We start from the raw sequence: 23,854 nt of genomic DNA on the forward strand, positions 1-23,854 counted from the left end.
GAGATGACTAACAAGTCAAATAAAACAACATAAAATGAAAAGAATATTTTTTACACTCGCATTTGCATCGGTTCTTTTGAGCTGTAAAACTGCCAGTACCTCAACTAATGACTCAAAATCCGTTACTGATATAGTAAAAGTTGCAATTAATTTGAATGATGTAAAAGAAGACAAAGTGCTTGTCACAATTACCTCCCCAAAAATCAGCACGAATGAAGTAACCTACAGCATTCCCAAAATTGTTCCCGGAACCTATTCTGTAGATGATTATGGAAAATATATTGAGGATTTTAAAGCACTTGACAGTAAAGGAAGTGTATTGCCTGTTACTAAAACAGATGACAACACTTGGAATATTAAAAATGCAAAAAGGTTAGTAAAAATAACTTATTTGGTAAACGACACATTTGACACCGAAAAAGGCGGTGGATTTGGTCAAAATGATATTTTTTCTCCAGCAGGAACAAACATTGATGCAGGAAAAAACTTTATGCTGAACATGCACGGTTTTGCAGGTTATTTTCAAGACAAAAAAGACCTTCCGTACACTGTAAGTATTTTGCATCCAGAAACGCTTTGGGGAGCAACCTCAATGACTGATCAAGATGCAAGCGCCACTAACGATGTGTTTACGACATCTCGTTATGCGGAATTAGTTGAAAACCCAATCATGTATGCAAAACCGGACTATACTACTTTTACAGTAGACGGCATGGAAATACTGATTGGCGTATATTCCCCTACTGGAAAAGTCACTGCAGAAAGCATCACTCCGGAGATGAAAACGATGATGACCGCTCAAAAAACATTTTTAGGAAAAATCAATGCTACAAAAAAATACAGCGTTTTGTTGTATTTATCAAGCATGAAACCTATTGATGCCAAAGGATTTGGAGCACTAGAACACCCTACCGCAACAACTGTTGTCTTACCGGAAATGATGCCAAAAGAAGAATTAGTTAAATCAATGAAAGATGTGGTTTCGCATGAATTTTTTCATATAGTAACACCGCTTACGATTCATTCTAAAGAGATTCATTATTTTGATTACAACACGCCTAAAATGTCAGAACATTTATGGATGTATGAAGGGGTGACAGAATACTTTGCAAATCTTTTTCAAATCAATCAAGGATTAATTACTGAAGAAGAATTTTATACACGTATGGCAGAAAAAATTGAGCATGCAAATGCCATGAATGACACAATGCCTTTTACAACAATGAGTGCTAATGTACTTACTGAACCATACAAAGCCCAATACTTGAACGTATATGAAAAAGGAGCACTTATTGGAATGTGCTTGGATATTATAATTCGAGAAAAAAGCAATGGCGAAAGAGGAATTCTTGATTTGATGCAAAAATTGTCTAACGAATATGGTGCTTCAAAACCATTTAATGACGCTGAGCTTTTTGCCAAAATAACTTCATTTACTTATCCTGAAGTGGGTGCTTTTTTAAGTACTTATGTATCTGGCCCTACTACAATTCCTTACGACAGTTATTTGGCTAAAGTTGGCGTTACTAAATCAACAGAAAAGGTACCTGGAAATGTGTTCTTAAAAGGACAATCACCATACATCACCGTGAATCAGCAAACTAAAGAAATCATTGTGATTCCAAACATAGAATTACACGTTTTTTATACAAATTTAGGACTTAAAGGAGGAGATATTTTAGTATCTATAAATGAAAAACCATATTCATTGGATAACATTTATGACTTGATTACAGAGAGTCAAAACTGGAAAGAAAACGACCCTATTACCGTAAAAATAAAACGTGATGGTAAGGAACAAATAATCAAAGGAAAGGTACAATTTCCTTATGAAGAAAAAGAAGGTCTTAAGGTTACTGATCCATCTAAAACTGCTTTGAAAAAAGCTTGGTTAAAATCATAATTTCAAAAATAATTCCAGAAATCCCAATTTAGAAATAGATTGGGATTTTTTTGTGAAATTTGAATGCGTTAGCGAAATCATTCCAACAATTTTCTTTATTTTGCGCAAAAATATAAACACCAATGAAATCGTTACGATTCAAATCCGATCCCGAAGTTTGGGAACGGGACAAATCATAAAAATGACGGTACCAAGTTCTAAAAAAACAAATTTTAACTTCATATGAAAAAATCTATTATTGCATTCGTTTCACTTATCCTGTTGGCATCTTGTAACAAGAATGAATCAAAAACTAATTTACATATTACCGGAAATATTAAAGGATTAAAAAAAGGAACTTTGTACATCCAAAGAGTTGTTGACACTACACTAGTAGCCATTGACACTATCAATATAGATGGAAGCTCTTCATTTGAAAGTAATCTTGACCTAAAGTCCCCTGAAATGCTTTATTTATTCTTAGACAGAGGTGTGAGCAATTCCTTAGACAATAATTTACCATTCTTTGCCGAGCCAGGAAACATAACGATTGAAACAAGTTTAGATCGTTATTTATCTGATGCCAAAATTAAAGGATCAAAAAATCAGGAAATATTTGAAGAATATAAAAAAATCAATACCCGTTTCACAGATGAAAATCTATCTTTGATTGAGCAAAAATTTAATGCAATAAAAAGTCAAAACACACAAAAAATAGATAGTTTAAGCGCAAGACAAGATTCTAACATCAAAAGAAAGTACTTATTTGCTACTAATTTTGCATTAAACAACCGAAAATTTGAGGTGGCACCTTACATAGCATTATCCGAAATCTATGACATCAATATCAAATATTTAGATACCATTCAAAAATCAATGTCACCTAAAGTAGCACAATCGCTTTACGGTAAAAAATTAACGGAATACATTACCAGTATCAAGAACCAAAAATAAACTGCTCTAAAAGCTACATTTTATTCCATAATTTAGAATAAAAAAATCATCTTGTTATAAAACAAGATGATTTTTTTTACAAAGTGTCTGGCTCTGAAGCCTGATCAAACAAAACCGCATCGTTGCCAGATATGAAAACTGTCTAAGCGTTATTAAAAGCCATTCCGCCTACAATCATCCCTACGAACATTAAAAGGTACAGAGAGAAAATAACCAGAGTCATAATCCCAATAAATTTGTAGTGTGATTTTAGATATCTCAAAGAAGTAGTCAAAGTTTCAGAATCGTTGTCATTAAACGCTGCTTTGGCATTGGAAGCAAATTTATTCAAGTAATACACCGGAAAGAAATAAAGTGCCGCAATAAGCAAATAAACGACTGCCATCACTATTCCTAAAGAGGAACCCATCATTCCCATTGCTGGATTCATTTTCCCCATAGTAGAAAATAATGTACCGGCAAATAAAGCGGCAAAAACGATAAAACTAATTCCTATGTAACCAAGAATTGATAAAAATAAGCCCATTTTGCCGCTTCTTTCAAAAAGTCTTTTGCAGACTCATTTAATTTCATTTCAAAATTTTCAATAACTGATTATTCTTCCATAATTTAATGTTTAGGTTATATCCCAAATTTAACAAAAAATTATTACGTTGAATAAAAACGGAAATCAATTCGCATTTTATCAAAAACAAAAAACCACCTAACAAAAGTTAAGTGGTTTTATTAAAGAGCCGGCGGAGGGACTCGAACCCACGACCTGCTGATTACAAATCAGCTGCTCTAGCCAACTGAGCTACGCTGGCGACTCATTACGGGTGCAAATATAAGTCTGAATTTCTATTTTCCAAAACAAATTCAAACTTTTTTCGCTTTTTTTTTGACTACAATTCGTTGATTTTAGCAATCAATTGATTTGCAGTTTGTTCCAATTCAACATTGATTTGTTTGAAGTGAGCTTTTTTATTTTCTACTTTTTTTGCGTTCACTTTAGTGATTAAAGCGTCAAAAGCAGCGATAGCTTCATCAATTAAATCATTAGTTTCAGTTGTTGGTTTTCCTGTTGTAGAAATTTCGAACAAGTAAACTGCTTCAATAATATCTCCTAAAACGTAGTTGATGTCTTTTTTTAAATTTTTAACGTTTGCCATTTTTATTTTTTTAAAATTTGAATTTTAATTTGCGTCTGCAAAAGTACACATAATCTTTCTATTACCGACTATGAAATGTAAATTTCTAAAATTGAAGCTTTTCCATTGAGAATGAATGCATTCATTGCCGCAGGAATCAAAACAGTATCTCCTTTTTTATATTGCAATTTTGAATTGTTGTATTCTAATTCAAATGTTCCTTCTGTACACATATATACCGTAAAGGTTTTTCCTGATTTAGAAACCGAAATTTCTCCGTCTAACGGAATAAAATTCGTTGTAAAATAAGGACAGTCAACAATTTCATTCGAATGGTTTATGTTCTTAGTATATTCTTTCTTAGTTTCTACTTTATTGTAATTAATAGCGTCCAAAGCCAAATCAACATGTAATTCTCTAGTATTACCATTAGCATCTACCCTGTCAAAATCATAAAGACGATACGTAATATCAGAAGTTTGTTGAATCTCAGCAACTAGCAATCCGGCACCAATTGCATGAACCGTTCCTGTTTCTAAAAAGAAAACATCCCCTGATTTTACTTTTACATCATCCAGAATAGAAATCAACGTTTTGTTTTTCAGATGCTCTAAATAGTCATCAGTATTCGATTTTTCTTTGAAACCCACAATAATTCTGGCATCATCATCTGCTTGCATAATGTACCACATTTCAGTTTTACCAAAAGAATTATGACGTTTCTTAGCCAACTCGTCATTTGGATGCACTTGTATAGACAAATCTTCACGAGCATCTAAGTACTTAAAAAGTAATGGAAATTGTTTTCCGATTCTGGCATGAACTTCCGTTCCTAATATTTCATCCGGAAAATCATTGATAATATCAGTCAATGATTTTCCTTTCCATTCTCCGTTTGCAACAACACTTATATCACCTTCAACTGTAGATAATTCCCAACTTTCTCCTGTAATTGTTGAAGTAATTGGTTTGTTAAGTACTGTTTTAAGTTTTTCACCTCCCCAAATTCTTTCTTTTAAAATGGGTTCAAATTGTAATGGATAAAATTTCATTTAAATGTGCGATTTTGATTTACAAATGTATAAAATCAATATTTTTTTACAAAAGTACGCTATTGTTTAATCCTTAGGGAAGATTTATGACCGTAAAATAACTACTGAATACAAATTAAGATAAAACAAATGCATAATATAAAATCCTATCATACTAATTTCTTTATGGCTTGTAGTGCTTTTGGAATGTGTTTGGTTGCTAGTACACTATCAAATATCATTTGAATGACTCCATTTTTATCAGTTACATACGTAACTCGTCCTGGGAGTAGTCCAAACAATCCTGAAGGAACTCCAAAAAGGGTTTTGATTTTTTTATCATTGTCTGACAAAAGAATAAAAGGTAGTTTATACTGTTCACTGAACTGTTGATGTGAACTGACGCTATCACTACTAATTCCTATTACATCAGCGCCCAAGTCTTTGAAATCCTCGTATTGATCTCTAAAACTGCATGCTTCGGCAGTGCAACCCGGAGTATTATCTTTTGGATAAAAATAAATAACGAGAGGTTTTTTTCCCACAATGTTTTGACTGTCAAAATCATTGCCGTTTGCATCTTTTGCTTTAAAATTGGGTATGGTATCACCTACTTTTAGTCCCATTATTGGCCTTTATAGGTTACAAAATTTCGTGGTGTTTCATAAAGAACAACTTCTAATTCAAACTCAGGCTTGATTCTTTTTCTGATTTTATTCCAAATCACAACAACAATATTTTCAGCTGTTGGATTCAAATCCTGAAATTCAGGAACGTCAATATTTAGGTTTTTATGATCGAATTTATCCTCAACATCCTCCTTAATAATATCACTCAAGAATTTCACATCCATTACATAACCCGTTTCCGGATCAATTTCGCCAGTTACACTCACTATTAATTCATAGTTATGTCCGTGAAAATTAGGATTATTGCACTTGCCGAAAATAGCATCGTTTTGTTCGAAAGTCCAATCTTTCCTATATAATCTGTGCGCCGCATTAAAATGGGCTTTTCGTGAAATGGTAACTTTCATAATTTCAGATTTCAAATATTAGATTTCTCAAAGTGGAGAAATCTAAAGTCTTTTTATATTATTATATCTTTGAATTATTTTTACAATTCTATATTTTATGTTCCTCAAGAAAATGATAAAACTCGTCGAAGATAATCTTGAACCAAACGGTATATAACCCTGGATGAACTTCCATATCTTCTTTAACAGCGTCAATTTTCATCCACTTCCAGTCTTCTACTTCTTCTAAGTTGATTTTTGGCGCCTCATCATAATAACCTATCATAACATGATCCAATTCATGCTCAGTCAAACCATTATCAAAAGGAGCTTTGTATATAAAATGGAAAAGTTCTTTAAGTTCTGTTTTAAAACCCATTTCTTCAAATAACCTTCGGGTTCCTGCTTGAATATTTGTTTCTCCCTCGCGCTGATGACTGCAGCACGTATTGGTCCAAAGCAAAGGAGAATGGTATTTTTGATGTGCCCGTTGCTGCAACATGATCTCATTTTTGTTGTTTAAAACAAAAACTGAAAAAGCACGGTGCAAAACCGCTTTTTCATGTGCTTCAAGCTTAGGCATCAATCCTATCTGCTCATCATTCTGGTTAACTAATATTACGTTTTCTTCTAACATATAAATCTATTACTGGTCAAAAATACAAAAAAGATAATTAGTGACGGGGGCTTTAACGTTCTGTTTCGATTTGTTGAAGCGGAATTATTTTAAGGCTGTCCAAATAAAACTGACGCCCTACTTCTAAAAATTCTTTTGTATTTTTATGACAAATTATATATAACAAAATGCAAACTATAACCATCCGAAAAGCTTATCCAAACGATTTAGAAAAACTACTTGAATTTGAACAGGGTATTATTACTGCTGAACGTCCATTTGACCCTACTTTAAAAGCAGAAAAAACACATTATTATGATATTGAAAAAATGATTTCAGCATCGCATATTGAAGTATTGGTTGCCGAAATTGATTCGGAGCTTATAGGTTCCGGATATGCGCGAATAGAGTCCGCAAAGCCTTATTTGAATCATCTGAAATACGCTTATTTAGGTTTCATGTACACCCATCCTAATCACAGAGGAAAAGGAGTAAACGCTAAAATTATTGAAGCGCTCAAAAACTGGTGTAATCTTCAGGACGTATTCGAAATCAGGCTGGATGTATACAATGACAATGCTTCCGCAATTAAGGCGTATGAGAAAGCAGGCTTCAAAAAACACCTTATCAACATGCGAATGATTTCATAATAATAAGGTTTTGTTAATTCTAAATCCAGAACTGTCTTTTACCCGTAAATAACGATAGTTAAATAACTATTAATTTGCAATGTAGACGACATTTTTTGATTCAAAAGCACTTTACATTTGTACTATAAAAAGAAAATTATGAGAACAACAAGCCGTTTTTTAAGCATATTATTTTTGCTCCCTTTATTTATGTTCACAGCCTGTGGACAAACGACAAACAAAAAAGACAGCACAAAAAAATCTATCGCAATGGACAATTTTATCAACAAACCCGGAAATCCGTATTATTCCAATACAGATACGACAAAACTTAATGTTAGTGATGCCGAATGGAAAAAGGTTTTACCGGAAGACGTCTATGAAGTAACCCGTAATGCTGACACGGAAAGACCTTTTACAGGGAAGTATTGGGACACGGATGAAAAAGGAACTTATTATTGTGCCGCCTGTGGCAATAAATTATTTCGTTCTGGCGCCAAATTTTCAAGCAATTGTGGTTGGCCAAGCTTTTTTGAACAAGACAACAAGAGCAGTGTTATTTATAAAACCGACAATTCTCTTGGAATGGAAAGAATTGAAGCCCTTTGCGGAAGATGCAACGGTCATTTAGGTCATCTTTTTGACGATGGACCTGCTCCAACGGGAAAAAGATACTGTATGAATTCTATCGCACTTGACTTTATTCCTGATACTAAATAAAAATAAATCTAATCTACATATGAAAAATATATTTTTAATAGTGCTATTGACTTCATTTGGCATGTTTGGACAAAACAGCGCAATTGATAAAACCAAAAAACAATCCAATTTTGAAACTATTACATTGGCCGGCGGTTGTTACTGGTGCGTTGAAGCAGTTTATGAAAATCTAATTGGAGTAAAATCGGCGGTATCAGGATACGCAGGCGGGAAAATCGCAAATCCTACTTATGAGGATGTTTCTACCGGAAGATCCGGTTATGCCGAAGTAGTTCAGATTACCTACGATAAAAAAGTAACAAATCTGGATGAGATTTTCAAAGTTTTCTTTACAGTTCATGACCCAACCACATTAAACCGACAAGGTGCTGATGTAGGAACACAGTATCGTTCGGCGATTTTTTATAAAAATGAAGCACAGAAAAAGGCGGCGCAAACGATCATCGCTGCAATGAAAAAAGCTGGAATTTATGACAGTCCGATAGTTACAACATTGGAACCGTTGACTAAATTTTACAAAGCCGAAGACTACCATCAGAATTATTACGCCAACAATAAAAGCCAACCGTATTGTCAAATGGTAATTCAACCCAAAATGGAAAAATTTGAAAAGCTTTTTAAAAGCCGATTAAAGAAGAAAAAATAAATTATCAAACTATCGCCTTGTTACTGCAAACAAGGCGATTTTTTTTTACATCTTACTTAAAGCAAGATACTTTGCACACTATTTTAAAATTACTGCAAGGCAAAATATTTTTGCTATATTTGTTTTGACTGACCGTATTTACCTCTAAAACAGCTTGAATTTCATTTGAAATGATTGCTGTTATGAAACCAAACCTTACAACACAACTAATGAAAAAAATCATTCTTTTTACAGGATTACTCACTTTTTCCATTTTTGCTTCTGCGCAAAATGCAGCACTAAAAGCTAAGATTGCTCAAAAGGCAGCTTCTTTAGAATCCAAAGTTATTACTTGGCGAAGAGACTTTCACCAAAATCCAGAATTAGGAAACAGAGAATTTAAAACTGCCGAAAAAATAGCGGTACACCTGCGTTCTCTTGGGATTGAGGTACAAACCGGAGTAGGAAAAACTGGAGTTGTTGGTATTCTAAAAGGAGGAAAACCAGGTCCGGTTGTTGCCCTAAGAGCAGATATTGATGCACTACCTGTAAAAGAACGAGTAGACATTCCTTTTGCTTCCAAAGCAGAAGGGGAATACAATGGCAAAGTAGTTCCTATCATGCACGCTTGTGGGCACGATACACATATTGCAATTTTAATGGGAACAGCCGAAATTTTAGCATCTATAAAAAATGACTTAAAAGGAACCGTTAAATTCATTTTTCAACCTGCAGAAGAGGGACCGCCTGAAGGCGAAGAAGGAGGAGCAGAATTGATGATAAAAGAAGGCGTTCTTACTAATCCCAAAGTAGATGTTATCTTCGGATTACATATTAATGCCCAGACAGAAGTTGGCACAATAAAATACCGTCCAAGAGGTACAATGGCAGCATCCGATTGGTTTAAAATAAAAATAATGGGAAAACAAACGCATGGTGCTTATCCGTGGCTTGGTATTGACCCAATTGTTACCGCTTCTCAGATTATAATGGGATTGCAAACCATTGTTAGCCGAAATGTAAACATAACAGAATCAGCAGCAGTTGTAAGTGTTGGACAAATAAATGCAGGGGTACGAAGTAATGTGATTCCGGAGGAACTTACAATGAATGGTACCATTCGTTCTCTAGACAGCAAAGTACAGCAAATGGTTCATTCCAGAATAAAACAAATTGCAACGGCAATAGCCGAAAGTGCCGGAGCCACTGCCGATGTGAGTATAACCAACAAAACTGCTATTACCTACAACGACCCATCATTGACTGAAAAAATGATTCCAACATTAGAAGCTGTTGCTGGCAAAGAGAATGTTCTACTGACTCCTGCAGTTACAGGTGCCGAAGATTTTTCATTTTATCAGGAAAAAATACCGGGTCTATACTTCTTTTTGGGAGGTGCTCCTAAAGGCAAGCCAACATCAGAAACTGCTCCACATCATACTCCTGATTTTTATATTGATGAAAGCGGTTTTGTGTTAGGAATGAAAGCAATGTCTGACTTGACTATAGATTATATGGAAATGAACCCTAAAAAAAATAAGTAATTATATCAGCAAATGCACTAACGAGGTATTGCCAATTTATAATCAATAACAAAACAAGAAAAATACAAAAAACGCTTCACTATAATGAGGCGTTTTTTTAATGGAATTACTTGAATTAGCGGGCTGAAATTCATATATTTATATTGATTTTCAACAACTTAAAAACAACACTATGTATAACGGACATCATTTCGGTGGAATGCATTTTTTCTGGTGGATTTTTTGGATCATCCTCCTCATTTGGGTATTTGCATCTCCTTATAACTTTCTTGGTCAGCGAACAAAAAAGGAAACTTCATTGGATATTCTGAAAAAAAGATTTGCCAAAGGAGAAATTACAAAAGAAGAGTTTGAAGAAAAAAAGAAATTTCTTGAAGATAATTAAAACAAAAAACAAACTTCTTTATGCCTTTTTAAACACATCTATTGTTGCAAGTATCATCCCTTTTTATTCTAAAATAATATTTTATAAAAAATGAAAGCACTTAAAACATATTTTAATAAACGAAAAAGTGCCATAAACCGTATTTTAGAAAAATCTCCAAAATCCTATATTCCGGAGACTTTCCATAGCCTTCGAGTAGAAATCAAGAAAATAAACGCTTTATTTGATTTGTTAAACTATTGCTCTAAAAAATTTAAACGCAAAAAAAACTACTCCCCTTTTAAACTTATTTTTAAACAGGCTGGAAAAATCAGAGAACTTCAAATAGAACAATCCTTACTTGCTGAACAGCCTAATTCTCATTTGCTGCAAGCTTACTACAAGCATTTAAAAAAACTCGAAACTAAAGAACTGAAACGTTTCTTCGCAATTGCGAATAAGAGTTTCGTTATTAAATTTAGAAAAAAGTACCGCAAAATAATTCCCTTACTTACTCAAGCAAGTAAAAAAAAGGTTAACCGCTATATGGATAAAAAGAGAAGGGAAATTAAAAAATTAATGTGCAAAACCAAGTTTAAAAAAACGCAAATGCACACTTTTCGCAAACGATTAAAAACACACCAATACAATGAAAAAATCCTAAGCTGCGAATCACAAAACCAATCGTTGCAAAACAAAAATATTTTATCGGATTTACTTGGAGAATGGCATGATTACGAAGTGGTCATCAATCATTTAAAAAAAGGTATTAAGTCAAATGAGACAATTTCAAGCGAAACCAAACAACTTCAAGTAACTAAAGCACTATTAACTTCAAAAAGAGAATTGTTATTCGATAAAATAAATGCAACTTTACCCTATCAGACTCTTTTATAAATAATTGAGATCAATAAAAAATAAAAACTATACTTAATAACTGTAGGAATCGTGCGTTCCTCCTAAACTATTTTGAACACTATGAAACAAACCATTACGTTATTATTCTTATTTATTCTAGTCGGTTGCGCCAGTAATTCCACATATAAATCCGAAACGAAAAGCAAGGATTGGGCGATGCTCAACTTTGTAAAAGTAGACAGCCTTAACCCTATTTTAGAACCGCAATTAAATCAAGTTTTTCAATCTCCAATAAGCAACAAAGAAGTACACTGGGAAGAACGAAATGTCCTAAATCCATCAGCAATTGTCAAAGACGGAAAAGTATATCTTATCTACAGAGCACAGGACAAAGACATGACGTCAAGATTAGGGCTGGCTATCAGCGAAGACGGATTACACTTTAAAAAACAACCTGCACCTATATTCTATCCGGACAACGATACGATGAAACAGTATGAATGGAAAGGTGGCGTTGAGGATCCAAGAATCATAGAAAGCGAGAATGGAACTTATATCATGACCTATACCTCTTATGATGGCAAAACAGCACGCCTATGTCTAGCCAGCTCAAAAGATTTAAAAACGTGGACAAAACACGGTTTAGTTTTAAATGAAGAAAAACACAAAGATTTGTGGTCAAAATCTGGAGCTATCGTTTGTAAATTAGCCGGCGATAAAATCATAGCTACAAAAATCAAAGGCAAATACTGGATGTATTTTGGGGATACTGATTTGTATCTGGCAACTTCTGAAGATCTAATCCATTGGAAAGTAGCCGAAAATGAAGAAAGCAAAAAAATGATTACCGTTTTACATCCTCGAATGGGATATTTTGATAGTCGTTTAGTAGAACCCGGTCCTTTTGCTTTACTCCAAAAAGAAGGTATCCTACTGATTTACAACGGAAGTAATGCGGCTAATTATAATGATTCGAGTTTACCTAAATTTACGTACGCAGCAAGTCAAGCGCTATTTGACAAAGAGAAACCCTATAAATTAATAGACCGAATGGAGGATTATTTTATTCATCCGGACAAACCTTATGAAAAAACCGGTGAGGTAAATGAAGTTTGCTTTGTAGAAGGATTGGTTTATTTTAAAAAACAATGGTTTCTGTATTATGGAACTGCTGATTCAAAAATTGCTGTGGCAGTTAAAAAATAAAAACAAAACAAGCATTTGATATTCCAAAACCAATTAGAAACTTACCGACTCAAAATAAATTCTTATGAAACAAAACAGATTCAAATTTCATTTCTTTCTAAATCTAATTCTTGCTTTAGTATTTTTCAATACTGCAACTACTGCTCAAGAAAAAAAAGTAGCACCAACATCCGCAGCACTATATAAGGAAATCGAACAAATGGACGAGATTATGTTCGAAGCGTTCAACAAAAAAGATTTCGAAAAATTCAAATCTTTATTTACTGAAGATTTAGAATGGTTTCAAGACAATGGCGGATTGCTTTCGCATGAAACCGTTTTTACTAATTTTTCGAATATGTTTAAAAATGAAAACAAACTAACCCGAAAACTAGTCAAAGGAACGCTGGAAGTCCATCCTATCAAAGACTATGGAGCAATTGAAATTGGCGTACACGAATTCAGACATATGGAAAACGGAAAAGAAGAAATTGGAACGTTTAAATTTCTTATGATTTGGAAGAAAAAAGACAATCAATGGAAAATATCCAGAGTAATCAGTTACGATCATTAAGTCTAAATTATAAGCTTTGCTTTCTTTGTAATAAAAACCGACGCGATTCCTGTTGCATCAGGAACACAATAAAAAAATAACACTTCGCTTTAATACCTGTAGAAAATCCGTTTTAAAAATTTAAAAACGGATTTTTTTATTTTTTTAATATATACTTATTTGATTTTAAGTTATTTAAACAAAAATAAAAACCCCCAATTCAATATTTTATCTGTTTATTTTGTAAATTAGTGGTTCCCCAAAAGCCATTTATCGCGCTTCGATAGTTCAAATGAATTACTAAGCAAGAGTTTGCACCATCCCGAAAAATTGACATTACTTTTTTAATCGAACTGCATAGAAAATAAATTAAAAAAATATTAGTTAAAGTGTCGCCAAATTCCTTATTTCTAATTAAAAATGGTGTGTTAGCAAAAGTCGATATGCATCCAGAATGAAGCTGAAATATTTTTTTTAATGGACAACAAAATAGTGTCCAACTTAGTCTAATCAATAAAAAATGAAATAAAATGAAAGCAATTAAAATGATTTCGATGTCTTTACTCATTGGATTATTCCTAATAATGAGTTCAAATGTGTATGCACAAGACCCAATGAAAGCAGGTCCAAAAGTGTATAAAAAAATCCTCCTTGAGAATGATAAAGTGAGGGTCATGTCTGCAGAATTTGCCCCAGGCGCAACAATGCCGTGGCATAGCCATCCGCATCACACCGTGTATGCTTTGACCGGTGGTAAAATTAAAATAACAGAAAAAGGTAAACCTGCAACTAATGCAGATATCAAAGCTGGAGATGTATTATATTTCCCTCCCGTAACCCACATGGCAAAAAACACAGGAACTACCACATTCAAGATTGTGGTGACAGAAATAAAACCTGCCAAGAAAAAATAATCTAATCCTATTAAAAAGCAGCCCTTATGAGACTGCTTTTTTTTAAAATAAAATTATATCACTTAAAAAATTAATTTCCTATAGACTCTTTTATCATCAACGCACATTTCTCACCATCAATAGCGGCAGATATAATTCCGCCGGCATAACCTGCGCCTTCTCCACAAGGATACAACCCTTTTATTTGAACATGCTCATAAGTCAAAGGATCTCTGGGAATACGCACTGGCGAAGACGTTCTGGATTCTGGTGCATGAAGTATGGCCTCATTTGTCAAATAACCACGCATCGATTTTCCAAATTCAGTGAATCCTTCTCGCAATATTTGCGTTAAAAATCCAGGAAAAACCTGTCCCATTTCAACTGAAGTTGTTCCGGGAACATAAGACGTTTTAGGAATATCTGAGGAAACTCTGTTTTGTGTAAAATCAATCATACGCTGTGCAGGAACTTTTTGGCTTTCTCCTGCCAAGTGCCAAGCACGTTGCTCGATGCTTTTTTGGAATTCCATTCCGGCCAAAGCACCAAATTTAGCAAAAGGCTTAAAATCTTCCAGTTGCAATTCAATTACAATTCCGGAATTGGCGGTAGCCTGATCCCTTTTGGATGGCGACCAACCATTGGTGACCACTTCGCCAGGACTTGTAGCACAAGGTGCAATCACGCCACCGGGACACATACAAAAGGAATACATTCCCCTTCCTCCCACTTGTTTCACAATAGAATATGGAGCTGGAGGCAAAAATTCTCCACGATAATCACAACTGTATTGAATACTGTCAATCAAAGATTGAGGATGCTCTGCCCTTACGCCCAAGGCAAAAGGTTTGGCCTCGATAAAAATCTTTTTTCTATCCAATAATTCAAAAATATCACGAGCCGAATGTCCAGTGGCCAAAATAAGTTTATTAGCAAGAATCGTGTCCCCTTTTTGAGTAACGATACCCTGCACTTCATTGTTTTTTATTAAAATATCAGTCAGTCTGGTTTCAAACAAAACTTGTCCGCCACATTCAATGATTTTTTCTCGAATGTCCTGAATGATTTGAGGTAATTTATTGGTACCAATATGTGGGTGCGCCTCAATCAGAATATCGGCTGAAGCTCCAAAAGCAACAAACAATTCCAAAACGCGTGTTACATCACCTCTTTTTTTAGAACGCGTGTATAATTTCCCGTCTGAATAGGTTCCTGCACCACCTTCGCCAAAACAATAATTAGAATCTTCATTTACAAAATGATCCACATTGATGGCTTTCAAATCTCTTCTTCTGCCTCTTACGTCTTTTCCACGCTCAATAACTATAGGCTTTAAACCCAATTCTATCAATTGCAAGGCAGCAAAAAGTCCCGCAGGTCCTGCGCCAACAACGATTACTTCTTGAGCTGTAGCTACATTACCATAATCCGGAAGTTGTATTTTTTGCTCTTGAAAAGGCTCTCCTTTTAAATAGATTAAAACCTTAAGATTGATTTTTATAGCTTTTTGACGGGCATCAATAGATCTTTTTAGGATAGAAACGTGCTGAATTTCATTTACGGAAATCTTAATTTGTTTCGATAAATGATTTTTCAACAACAAATCATTTGCTGCAATTTCTGGAGATACTTGTAATAAGAGTTCTTGAGGCATTTTTTTAGATTATCGATTTTTAGATTATTTGACTTTTAAAAATGTCTAAAATAATCCAGGTACAAAAGTAGTATTTTGTATTGACTTCTTGTTATTGAAAGGAAAATGCATTTTTCAAATTTTCAAATTGCCTAATTTTCGAATTAGACTTTGTAACTTTGCAATTCAAAAATAGTAAAACGATAACTCCTCAACCGATTAAACAATAAAGAATAAAGTTAATATTTGATTTTAGAGGAACACTGATTACTGAACACTGATTACTGAACTTTTGTACCTCATAAAAAATGTCTAGACAAATAAAACTGATATGGGATTTTCGTGGTCCGGCTGCTGCAAAAACAGCAGAGCATCACGAAATTCATTTAAAAGAATACATCACAATTGAAAAATTACCATTAAAAATAACGGGTTTTGAAATTCAAGGTGAAATGCAAGCTATTGCTTTTATGGTAGTAACCGATGAAAACATGATTCAGGTTCGAGATGCTTTGAAACCGCATCGTGGGGAGCTTTTTTAGTTTGCAGTAATCAGTATTCAGATTGCAGAACACACTGAACACTGACCACTGACCACTTTTCTTAATTAGCAACCTCGCTGATAAATTTAATTCGCATCAAGCGCAATTCATCAATATCGTAATCGCCATCAAATTCTTTGAGTGCGTTTTCTATATTATCGGATTCAGATTCCATAAAATAGTCATGAATTTCCTCTTGTTGATCATCATCAAGCATATCATCAATCCAATATTTTATATTCAGTTTAGTTCCGGAATACACAATTTGCTCCATTTCTTTAATCAATGCATCCATATTGATGCCTTTGGCAGAAGCAATATCATCAAGAGATAATTTTCTGTCGATATTTTGAATGATATAAAGTTTATTTACGGAGTTTACTCCTGTAGATTTCACCACTAAATCTTCTGGACGAATGATATCATTATCTTGTACATATCGACTGATTAATTCTAAGAATTCCTTTCCGTATTTCTTAGCTTTTCCTTCGCCTACACCATGAATATTAACTAATTCTTCTTGAGAAACAGGATATTTCAAAACCATATCTTCCAATGATGGGTCTTGAAAAACTACAAATGGAGGAACGCCTAATTTCTTAGCCACTTTTTTACGCAAATCACGCAACATACCCATCAATAATTCATCGGCAGTTCCGGTAGATTTAGAAGCGGTAACAATGGCTTCATCCTCAGATTCGTTGTATTCATGATCTTCAGACATCATAAAAGACTCTCGGTTTTTAATAAAATCCAATCCTTTCTTGGTGATTTTTACAATACCATAGGTTTCAATATCTTTCGATAAAAATCCTGCAACAAGAACTTGTCGCAATAAAGCCATCCAGTATTTTTCATCATGATCTGAACCACATCCAAAAAAGGACTGCGCATCTGTTCTATGTGCTTTGATGACAGCATTGACACGGCCAATCAAGGTAAAAACAACTTCTTTTGATTTGTACAAATGCTTCGTATCGCGAACTACTTCTAGTAATTTAACCACTTCATCAATAGCTTCAACTTTGGTTTTTGGATTTCGAATATTGTCATCCATATCAGCACCATCACCATTAACATCATCAAATTCTTCTCCAAAGTAATGAAGCAGAAATCTCCTTCTTGACATAGACGTTTCGGCGTAAGCCACAACTTCCTGCAACAAAGCAAATCCAATTTCTTGTTCTGCCACTGGTTTACCTGACATGAACTTTTCTAACTTCTCTACATCTTTATAGGAGTAATAGGCCAGACAATGGCCTTCTCCACCGTCACGACCTGCGCGACCAGTTTCCTGATAGTAACTCTCTAGTGATTTTGGAATATCGTGGTGAATCACAAAACGCACATCCGGTTTGTCAATTCCCATCCCAAAAGCGATGGTTGCCACCACCACATCTACATCTTCCATAAGGAACATATCTTGGTGTTTGGCACGGGTTTTAGCATCTAATCCCGCATGATAAGGCACGGCACTTATTCCATTTACTTGCAAAACTTCGGCAATAGCCTCTACTTTTTTACGGCTTAAACAGTAAATAATTCCTGATTTGCCTTTATGTTGTTTTATAAAACGAATAATATCCGATTCTATATTTTTAGTTTTAGTACGTACTTCGTAATACAGATTGGGTCTGTTAAATGATGCTTTAAAAGTGGTAGCATCAGACATGTCTAAGTTTTTTAGAATATCTTCCTGTACTTTTGGCGTAGCTGTTGCTGTAAGCCCAATAATAGGGACATCTCCCAATTGCTTGATGATATGCTTTAAATTCCTGTATTCCGGTCTGAAATCATGTCCCCACTCCGAAATACAATGCGCTTCATCGATAGCTACAAAAGATATGGTAACATTTTTAAGAAAACTCACATATTCTTCCTTTGTTAAAGACTCAGGTGCAACATATAATAACTTCGTCAATCCTGAAGTAATATCTTTTTTTACCTGAGTAATTTCGGTTTTAGTAAGAGAGGAATTTAAAACATGGGCAACGCCATTTTCAGAAGACAAACTTCTTATGGCATCCACTTGATTTTTCATTAAAGCAATAAGGGGCGAGACTACGATAGCAGTTCCCTCTTGAATCAAAGCAGGTAATTGATAACAAAGTGATTTTCCTCCTCCTGTGGGCATTATCACAAATGTATTCTGTTGGTTTAGGATACTTTTTATGACCTGTTCCTGCAACCCCTTAAATTGGCTGAAGCCAAAATATTTCTTTAATTCTTTGTGTATGTCAATTTCGTTTGAATTCATTCTTTATTATGTGGTATTTTGTATAAATTTGCAACACCTAAAGGTACAAATTTCTTTTACACATACAAATTTTAATTATTCTGTTTTGATATCTAAAGAAAATATATTGGCTAGCGCCAAAAAAACTATTTTATCGGAAAGCCAATCCATTGCTAAACTAACTGATTTTCTTGATGAAAACTTCATTGAAGCGACACAAAATATCTATAATTCCAAAGGAAGACTAGTGGTTACAGGGATAGGAAAAAGTGCTATTATTGCCCAAAAAATGGTAGCCACTTTTAATTCTACCGGAACACCATCGCTATTCCTTCACGCCTCAGAGGCTATTCACGGTGATTTAGGAATGATACAAAATGACGATAGTATCATTTGCATTTCTAAAAGTGGTAACAGTCCTGAGATAAAGGTTTTAGTACCACTCTTAAAACGTTTTGGAAATACATTGATTGCAATAACTGGAAATACTGCTTCTTTTCTTGCTAAAGGTTCTGATTTTGTTTTGAACACCACTGTAGATGCCGAAGCTTGTCCTAATAACCTTGCCCCAACTAACAGCACTACTGCTCAATTAGTTATGGGCGATGCGCTTGCCATTTGCCTTATGGAAATGCGTGATTTCAAACCGGAAGATTTTGCTGTTTACCATCCCGGAGGCGCATTGGGCAAGAAATTGCTGTTGCGTGTAAAAGACATGTTGGAACACACCCTAAAACCTATGGTATCGCCTGATGCATCTATAAAAAAGGTAATTTTCGAGATTTCTGAAAAACGTCTTGGTGTAACTGCGGTTGTCGATGAAGATAAAGTTATCGGTATTATTACCGATGGTGATATTCGAAGAATGTTAAACGACAGAGACTCTTTCATTGATTTGACTGCCAAAGACATTATGACAAAAAACCCAAAATTAATACCATCTACCGCTATGGTTGTAGATGCATTGAACATCTTGGAAGACTTCTCTATCACACAATTAGTTGTTGTTGATAATGGAGAATACAAAGGAGTATTACATTTACACGATATTTTAAAAGAAGGAATACTATAATGGCGAAAAAAAACTTAAACGAAATGTCGTTTTTAGATCATCTTGAAGAATTAAGATGGTTATTGGTTCGAAGCACAATTGCAATATTAATTTTGGCTACCATCACTTTTTTCATCAGTGATTATATTTTTGATGTCATCATTTTTGGCCCCACAAATGCTAATTTTATAACTTATCGCTTTTTTTGCGACCTCTCAAATCAATTGGGCTTTGCCGAAAGTATTTGCGTAACCGAAATGCCTTTCATCATCCAAAACACAAACATGGAAGGACAAATCAACGTTTTGATTTGGACCTGTATAACTGCCGGATTTATTCTTGGTTTTCCATTCATCCTGTGGGAAGTTTGGAAATTCATCAGTCCTGCATTATATGATACTGAGAAAAAACATGCGAGACTTTTTATAGTTTCATCTTCATTACTTTTCTTTCTGGGTGTATTGTTTGGCTACTTTGTAATTGTACCCATGTCAGTGAACTTTTTTGCCACTTTCACCATTAGTGCAGTAGTAAAAAACCAGTTTAGTATTGATTCATATATTGGCTTGGTAAAAACAAGTGTTATTGCTTGTGGATTGTTTTTTGAATTGCCTATAATCATTTATTTCCTAACCAAATTAGGTTTGGTTACACCAGTTTTCTTGAGAAAATATTGGAAATATGCCGTAATCATCATTCTTATAGTTGCAGCAATTGTAACCCCTCCGGATGTGGTGAGTCAAATAATTGTAACCATTCCGATGTTGTTAATCTATGAAGCAAGTATCTTAATTTCAAAAATAGTAGTAAAAAATAAAAAAAAATTAAATGGCTGATATAATCGAAGAATTCAATGAGTACCGTTCTAAAATGAACGAAAAATTATTGGCAGACAATAATAAAATTGTAAAACGAATTTTCAATCTAGATACCAATGCGTATGCGGCGGGAGCATTAGACGTGAAAACTAAAGAGCTTCTGGGATTAGTAGCTTCGGCAGTTTTACGTTGTGATGATTGTGTAAAATACCATTTAGAAACCAGCTATAAAGAAGGTGTAACCAAAGAGGAAATGATGGAAGCCATGGGAATTGCAACACTTGTAGGAGGAACTATCGTAGTACCTCACTTAAGGAGAGCATACGAATTCTGGGAAGCACTGGAAGAAACTGCTGTGAAATAATTGTTAAGAAGCAAAATCGTTTAATTGTTTATTCGTTTATTTGAACGATTAAACAGTTAAATGATCAACGATTAAACTAAAAAAAATGAAATTAAGAGCCGAAAATCTAATCAAAACCTACAAAGGACGAAGTGTTGTAAAAGGCATTTCGGTAGAAGTAAATCAAGGCGAAATCGTAGGGCTTTTGGGACCTAATGGTGCTGGAAAAACTACTTCTTTTTATATGATTGTAGGATTGGTTAAACCAAATTCAGGCAATATATTTCTGGATGATTTGAATATTACCGATTATCCTATGTACAAAAGAGCACAGCAGGGAATAGGTTATTTAGCACAGGAAGCATCCGTTTTTAGAAAATTAAGCATTGAAGATAACATCCTAAGTGTATTGCAATTGACAAAACTTTCCAAAGCGGAACAAGAGGCTAAAATGGAAAGTTTAATTGAAGAATTCAGCTTAGAACACATTCGTACGAATCGTGGCGATTTGCTTTCCGGTGGAGAACGCCGTCGTACCGAAATTGCACGTTGTCTTGCCACAGATCCAAAATTCATCTTATTAGATGAACCATTTGCGGGTGTCGATCCTGTTGCCGTAGAAGACATTCAGAGAATTGTAGCGCAGTTAAAAAATAAAAATATCGGTATTTTGATTACGGACCACAATGTACAAGAAACCTTAGCTATTACGGACAAAACCTATCTTATGTTTGAAGGTGGAATCCTAAAAGCAGGAATGCCAGAAGAATTAGTAGAAGATGAAATGGTACGTCGCGTATATCTTGGTCAAAATTTCGAATTGAGAAAGAAAAAATTGGAGTTTTAGAAAAAGTGTTCAGTATTCAGTATTCAGTGTTCAGTTCTAAAAAAGTTGACAGTAATCTGTCGCTGTTCGCAGTTCTAAAAAGTGGTCAGTGTTCAATTTAAAAAAAAGTCGACAGCAGTTAATCTCGGTTTTCTGATATAAATTACTAACCCTAAAGCGATACCCCAAATTTTTGAGGATTTAAAATCATGTAATTAATCAGCTTTCCAACCTCATTACTTTCGTTTAATAATTCGTCATAAACACTTTCGTTTATATAATTACATTTAAGTGAAAACTCAAGCCAAACTTGAGTTTCTGAATTTTCAGCATCTGAATCGGTTAATTTGCTATGAAAATTTTTAGGATAGACTCTTTTTCTATAGGATTCTGAAATATTAGCTGACACACTTCTTGAAGAACGCCTAATTTGATCCGTCAATGAATACATTTCTTCTTTTGGAAACCGTTTTGTTATTTCAAAAATTTTCATAGCTAATGAAAATGATTTCTGATACGCTAATAAATCTTGGAATTTCATATATACTTATTTAAAGCTAATTACTAAACACTCATCATTGGACACTGACTCCTAAAAACTGATCACTGAACACTGACCACTGCTTACTGACTACTGATCACTGAACACTGACTACTGATCACTGACCACTTCTCACTAAAAAAAACTACTCCACAGTAATGTACCGCAACTGCTGTAAATCTCCATTGTATATATTTATGTCTACATTACCTTTAATGCCAGGAACTGATGCCTTTTCGGTGAATTGCCAAAACAACCAATCTTCGGCTATTTCTTCTCTGTAGAAATTGTAATTAGCAATCCAAAAAAGATAATCACTAAATTCTTCTTTTAAAAAATCATCATAGTAGCGTTCGCCGGTATAGATAATCGGCTTCACTCCGTAATGTGACTCTACAGCATTTAACCATCTTTTCAAACCTAACTTAAGATTTTCAATCGATTGGTTTTTAGGAAGTTTTTCAATATCCAAAACAGGAGGTAAATCTCCTTTTTGAAGGGTTACTGTTTTTATAAAAAGTTCGGCTTGCTCCATTGAATTTTCGTTGGGACGATAATAATGATAGGCTCCGCGAATCATTTTATTTTCTTTGGCGCCAAGCCAATTCTTATTAAACTGGCGGTCTTTCCTGTCTTTTCCAACAGTGGCACGGATAAACACAAAATGCAGCGGGTATTTATTTTCTAAAGTATCTACATAAGTCCATCGGATTTTTCCTTGATATTCTGAAACATCCAAACCAATACTTTTTCCTTTGTGTTTTTCTAAAACCTGATAATTGCGAACGTCAGAAATGCGCTTGGCTTCTGTTTCTTCTCTTAGAATTTTATCTGATTTAAAACTAAAATAGTAGGCTAAACCATCTCTATAATGATAGCCAACAGCAACAATCAGCAAAACAAAAAAAGCAACAATAAAATAACGCAAAACCTTCCCGGAGAAAACAGTTACTTTCTTTTTGGGTTTACGAACTACCGTAGTTTTTCTTCTGACCGTTTTTCTTTTCATCCAAAAAAACTACTTTTTCAGCATTTTATTATTTATTACTGACAACAAAACATAGAAAAGAATGACCAAAGGAATGCCTAAATATTGGAGAAAAATTAATAACAAAAGGGAACAAATCAAAAACACAATTTGAAGTGCATTATCCTTGAAATTGAACTTCTTGATTTTTAAGGAGAACAAAGGAATTTCAGCGTTCAAGATATAAGCGCTCAATACCGTTATTACCAGTAAAACCCATTGATTTGTCAATATTTCAATTACAAATAAAGAGTCGGTGTATTTTAAAACCAAAGGCAGACTTAAAATAAACAATGCATTGGCAGGAGTTGGCAAACCAATAAAAGAATCAGTTTGGCGGGTATCAATATTAAAATTTGCCAATCGGTAACAAGAACCCAATGTAATTAAAAAACCCAAATAAGGAAACCATTGCAAATATCCTTCTACCACTGGTGATAGATGGCTAACCATCATTTGAGACATCACTAAACCCGGCACAACTCCACTGGTAACCATATCTGCCAAAGAATCCAACTGCAAACCAAGCGGGCTCGATACTTTGAATAATCGGGCAAAAAAACCATCAAAAAAGTCTAGGAATATACCCAAGCAAACAAAATAAAATGCCATTTCAAAATCTTGGTTGAAAGCAAAAACCAAAGCGATACAACCGCAAAAAAGATTTAGTAAAGTAATAATATTGGGGATATGCTTTTTAATAGTCATAGTTATAAAATTTAGTGAACCACAGTTGGCAAATTTAGCATAATAAGTCAAGGAGAAGTACGTTTTTTAATAGAGTTTTTTCAACAGTGATTTCTTGTTTGGATATATTTACCGAAAGGAAGAAATAAGC

General features: G+C 34.2%; 27 protein-coding genes and 1 tRNA gene. 16 read left to right on the forward strand and 12 right to left on the reverse strand.

What is annotated here, in order from left to right; all coding sequences use genetic code 11:
- The first annotated feature begins 34 nt into the window (after window positions 1–34).
- Both QLS65_RS11550 and QLS65_RS11555 read left to right on the forward strand, forming a co-directional pair.
- On the forward strand, window positions 35–1,903 hold the full coding sequence (locus tag QLS65_RS11550) for a M61 family metallopeptidase (protein WP_282717836.1): 1,869 nt from the start codon (window positions 35–37) through the stop codon (window positions 1,901–1,903).
- Between the two features lie 222 nt (window positions 1,904–2,125).
- Window positions 2,126–2,836: a DUF4369 domain-containing protein gene (locus QLS65_RS11555; protein ID WP_282711569.1), complete on the forward strand. Its 711-nt coding sequence runs from the start codon at window positions 2,126–2,128 to the stop codon at window positions 2,834–2,836.
- A 142-nt stretch (window positions 2,837–2,978) separates the two neighbouring features.
- Here the strand turns inward: QLS65_RS11555 and QLS65_RS11560 are convergent, their stop codons facing one another.
- The 7 genes from QLS65_RS11560 to idi all read right to left on the reverse strand — a co-directional run bounded on the left by QLS65_RS11560 (window position 2,979) and on the right by idi (window position 6,649).
- Window positions 2,979–3,362, reverse strand: a complete 384-nt coding sequence (locus QLS65_RS11560) for a hypothetical protein (RefSeq protein ID WP_282717838.1) — start codon at window positions 3,360–3,362, stop codon at window positions 2,979–2,981.
- Window positions 3,363–3,568: 206 nt separating this feature from the next.
- Window positions 3,569–3,642: transfer RNA gene (locus tag QLS65_RS11565), tRNA-Thr, on the reverse strand.
- 78 nt (window positions 3,643–3,720) lie between these two features.
- Window positions 3,721–3,987 carry a hypothetical protein gene (locus tag QLS65_RS11570; protein ID WP_099713324.1) on the reverse strand — a complete coding sequence of 89 codons (267 nt, stop codon included), beginning with the start codon at window positions 3,985–3,987 and terminating at the stop codon, window positions 3,721–3,723.
- 68 nt (window positions 3,988–4,055) lie between these two features.
- Window positions 4,056–5,018, reverse strand: a complete 963-nt coding sequence (locus QLS65_RS11575; RefSeq protein ID WP_282717840.1) for a type I phosphomannose isomerase catalytic subunit — start codon at window positions 5,016–5,018, stop codon at window positions 4,056–4,058.
- A 149-nt stretch (window positions 5,019–5,167) separates the two neighbouring features.
- Window positions 5,168–5,623 (reverse strand): peroxiredoxin, encoded by a 456-nt coding sequence (locus QLS65_RS11580; RefSeq protein ID WP_282711572.1) that lies wholly within the window; start codon window positions 5,621–5,623, stop codon window positions 5,168–5,170.
- A complete protein-coding gene (locus tag QLS65_RS11585) occupies window positions 5,623–6,033 on the reverse strand; it encodes a 6-pyruvoyl trahydropterin synthase family protein (RefSeq protein WP_282711573.1) in 411 nt (136 codons plus the stop codon). Before QLS65_RS11585 ends, QLS65_RS11580 begins: the two co-directional genes overlap by 1 nt.
- A gap of 88 nt (window positions 6,034–6,121) precedes the next feature.
- Window positions 6,122–6,649 carry an isopentenyl-diphosphate Delta-isomerase gene (gene idi / locus QLS65_RS11590; RefSeq protein ID WP_282711574.1) on the reverse strand — a complete coding sequence of 176 codons (528 nt, stop codon included), beginning with the start codon at window positions 6,647–6,649 and terminating at the stop codon, window positions 6,122–6,124.
- A gap of 167 nt (window positions 6,650–6,816) precedes the next feature.
- On the opposite strand from idi, the gene QLS65_RS11595 reads away from it, so the two are divergent.
- The 9 genes from QLS65_RS11595 (at window position 6,817) to QLS65_RS11635 (ending at window position 14,020) form a co-directional block, all read left to right on the forward strand.
- The gene (locus QLS65_RS11595; RefSeq protein ID WP_282717842.1) at window positions 6,817–7,278 is read left to right on the forward strand and encodes a GNAT family N-acetyltransferase; all 462 of its coding nucleotides are present in this window, start codon (window positions 6,817–6,819) and stop codon (window positions 7,276–7,278) included.
- Window positions 7,279–7,416: 138 nt separating this feature from the next.
- Window positions 7,417–7,977 (forward strand): peptide-methionine (R)-S-oxide reductase MsrB, encoded by a 561-nt coding sequence (gene msrB / locus QLS65_RS11600; protein WP_282711576.1) that lies wholly within the window; start codon window positions 7,417–7,419, stop codon window positions 7,975–7,977.
- Window positions 7,978–7,996: 19 nt separating this feature from the next.
- The gene (msrA, locus tag QLS65_RS11605) at window positions 7,997–8,623 is read left to right on the forward strand and encodes a peptide-methionine (S)-S-oxide reductase MsrA (protein ID WP_282717849.1); all 627 of its coding nucleotides are present in this window, start codon (window positions 7,997–7,999) and stop codon (window positions 8,621–8,623) included.
- A gap of 209 nt (window positions 8,624–8,832) precedes the next feature.
- Window positions 8,833–10,146, forward strand: a complete 1,314-nt coding sequence (locus QLS65_RS11610) for an amidohydrolase (protein WP_282717854.1) — start codon at window positions 8,833–8,835, stop codon at window positions 10,144–10,146.
- Between the two features lie 172 nt (window positions 10,147–10,318).
- On the forward strand, window positions 10,319–10,531 hold the full coding sequence (locus tag QLS65_RS11615) for an SHOCT domain-containing protein (protein ID WP_282711579.1): 213 nt from the start codon (window positions 10,319–10,321) through the stop codon (window positions 10,529–10,531).
- A gap of 90 nt (window positions 10,532–10,621) precedes the next feature.
- Window positions 10,622–11,407, forward strand: coding sequence for a CHAD domain-containing protein (locus QLS65_RS11620; protein WP_282717856.1), 786 nt, complete (start codon window positions 10,622–10,624; stop codon window positions 11,405–11,407).
- 81 nt (window positions 11,408–11,488) lie between these two features.
- A complete protein-coding gene (locus tag QLS65_RS11625; RefSeq protein ID WP_282717858.1) occupies window positions 11,489–12,574 on the forward strand; it encodes a glycoside hydrolase family 130 protein in 1,086 nt (361 codons plus the stop codon).
- Between the two features lie 64 nt (window positions 12,575–12,638).
- Complete coding sequence (locus QLS65_RS11630) at window positions 12,639–13,127, forward strand: nuclear transport factor 2 family protein (RefSeq protein WP_282717860.1); 489 nt, start codon at window positions 12,639–12,641, stop codon at window positions 13,125–13,127.
- A 509-nt stretch (window positions 13,128–13,636) separates the two neighbouring features.
- On the forward strand, window positions 13,637–14,020 hold the full coding sequence (locus tag QLS65_RS11635; protein ID WP_099713336.1) for a cupin domain-containing protein: 384 nt from the start codon (window positions 13,637–13,639) through the stop codon (window positions 14,018–14,020).
- Window positions 14,021–14,090: 70 nt separating this feature from the next.
- Here the strand turns inward: QLS65_RS11635 and QLS65_RS11640 are convergent, their stop codons facing one another.
- Window positions 14,091–15,653 (reverse strand): NAD(P)/FAD-dependent oxidoreductase, encoded by a 1,563-nt coding sequence (locus tag QLS65_RS11640; protein ID WP_282711583.1) that lies wholly within the window; start codon window positions 15,651–15,653, stop codon window positions 14,091–14,093.
- Between the two features lie 287 nt (window positions 15,654–15,940).
- On the opposite strand from QLS65_RS11640, the gene QLS65_RS11645 reads away from it, so the two are divergent.
- Entirely contained in the window at window positions 15,941–16,174 is a 234-nt protein-coding gene (locus QLS65_RS11645) for a hypothetical protein (protein ID WP_282711584.1), read from the forward strand.
- 61 nt (window positions 16,175–16,235) lie between these two features.
- Here QLS65_RS11645 and recQ read toward each other — a convergent pair whose 3' ends face one another.
- Window positions 16,236–18,431, reverse strand: coding sequence for a DNA helicase RecQ (recQ, locus tag QLS65_RS11650; RefSeq protein WP_282717863.1), 2,196 nt, complete (start codon window positions 18,429–18,431; stop codon window positions 16,236–16,238).
- A gap of 85 nt (window positions 18,432–18,516) precedes the next feature.
- Here recQ and QLS65_RS11655 point away from each other — a divergent pair, with 85 nt between their 5' ends.
- From QLS65_RS11655 to lptB, 4 genes are all read left to right on the forward strand, one after another.
- Complete coding sequence (locus QLS65_RS11655; protein ID WP_282717865.1) at window positions 18,517–19,482, forward strand: KpsF/GutQ family sugar-phosphate isomerase; 966 nt, start codon at window positions 18,517–18,519, stop codon at window positions 19,480–19,482.
- Window positions 19,482–20,297: a twin-arginine translocase subunit TatC gene (gene tatC / locus QLS65_RS11660; protein WP_282711587.1), complete on the forward strand. Its 816-nt coding sequence runs from the start codon at window positions 19,482–19,484 to the stop codon at window positions 20,295–20,297. The genes QLS65_RS11655 and tatC overlap by 1 nt, the downstream gene beginning before the upstream one ends.
- Window positions 20,290–20,643 carry a carboxymuconolactone decarboxylase family protein gene (locus tag QLS65_RS11665; protein ID WP_282711588.1) on the forward strand — a complete coding sequence of 118 codons (354 nt, stop codon included), beginning with the start codon at window positions 20,290–20,292 and terminating at the stop codon, window positions 20,641–20,643. The genes tatC and QLS65_RS11665 overlap by 8 nt, the downstream gene beginning before the upstream one ends.
- Window positions 20,644–20,728: 85 nt before the next feature.
- On the forward strand, window positions 20,729–21,469 hold the full coding sequence (gene lptB, locus QLS65_RS11670) for an LPS export ABC transporter ATP-binding protein (protein WP_099713342.1): 741 nt from the start codon (window positions 20,729–20,731) through the stop codon (window positions 21,467–21,469).
- Between the two features lie 151 nt (window positions 21,470–21,620).
- Here the strand turns inward: lptB and QLS65_RS11675 are convergent, their stop codons facing one another.
- The 3 genes from QLS65_RS11675 to QLS65_RS11685 form a co-directional block, all read right to left on the reverse strand.
- A complete protein-coding gene (locus tag QLS65_RS11675; RefSeq protein ID WP_282717868.1) occupies window positions 21,621–21,989 on the reverse strand; it encodes a four helix bundle protein in 369 nt (122 codons plus the stop codon).
- A 145-nt stretch (window positions 21,990–22,134) separates the two neighbouring features.
- The gene (locus QLS65_RS11680; protein ID WP_282717870.1) at window positions 22,135–22,998 is read right to left on the reverse strand and encodes a glycoside hydrolase family 25 protein; all 864 of its coding nucleotides are present in this window, start codon (window positions 22,996–22,998) and stop codon (window positions 22,135–22,137) included.
- Between the two features lie 9 nt (window positions 22,999–23,007).
- Window positions 23,008–23,724 (reverse strand): CDP-alcohol phosphatidyltransferase family protein, encoded by a 717-nt coding sequence (locus QLS65_RS11685; protein ID WP_282717872.1) that lies wholly within the window; start codon window positions 23,722–23,724, stop codon window positions 23,008–23,010.
- Between the last annotated feature and the right edge of the window lie 130 nt (window positions 23,725–23,854).

Origin of the sequence: Flavobacterium algoritolerans (assembly GCF_030010385.1) — a bacterium.
In the GTDB taxonomy this organism is placed as follows: Bacteria; Bacteroidota; Bacteroidia; order Flavobacteriales; family Flavobacteriaceae; genus Flavobacterium; species Flavobacterium algoritolerans.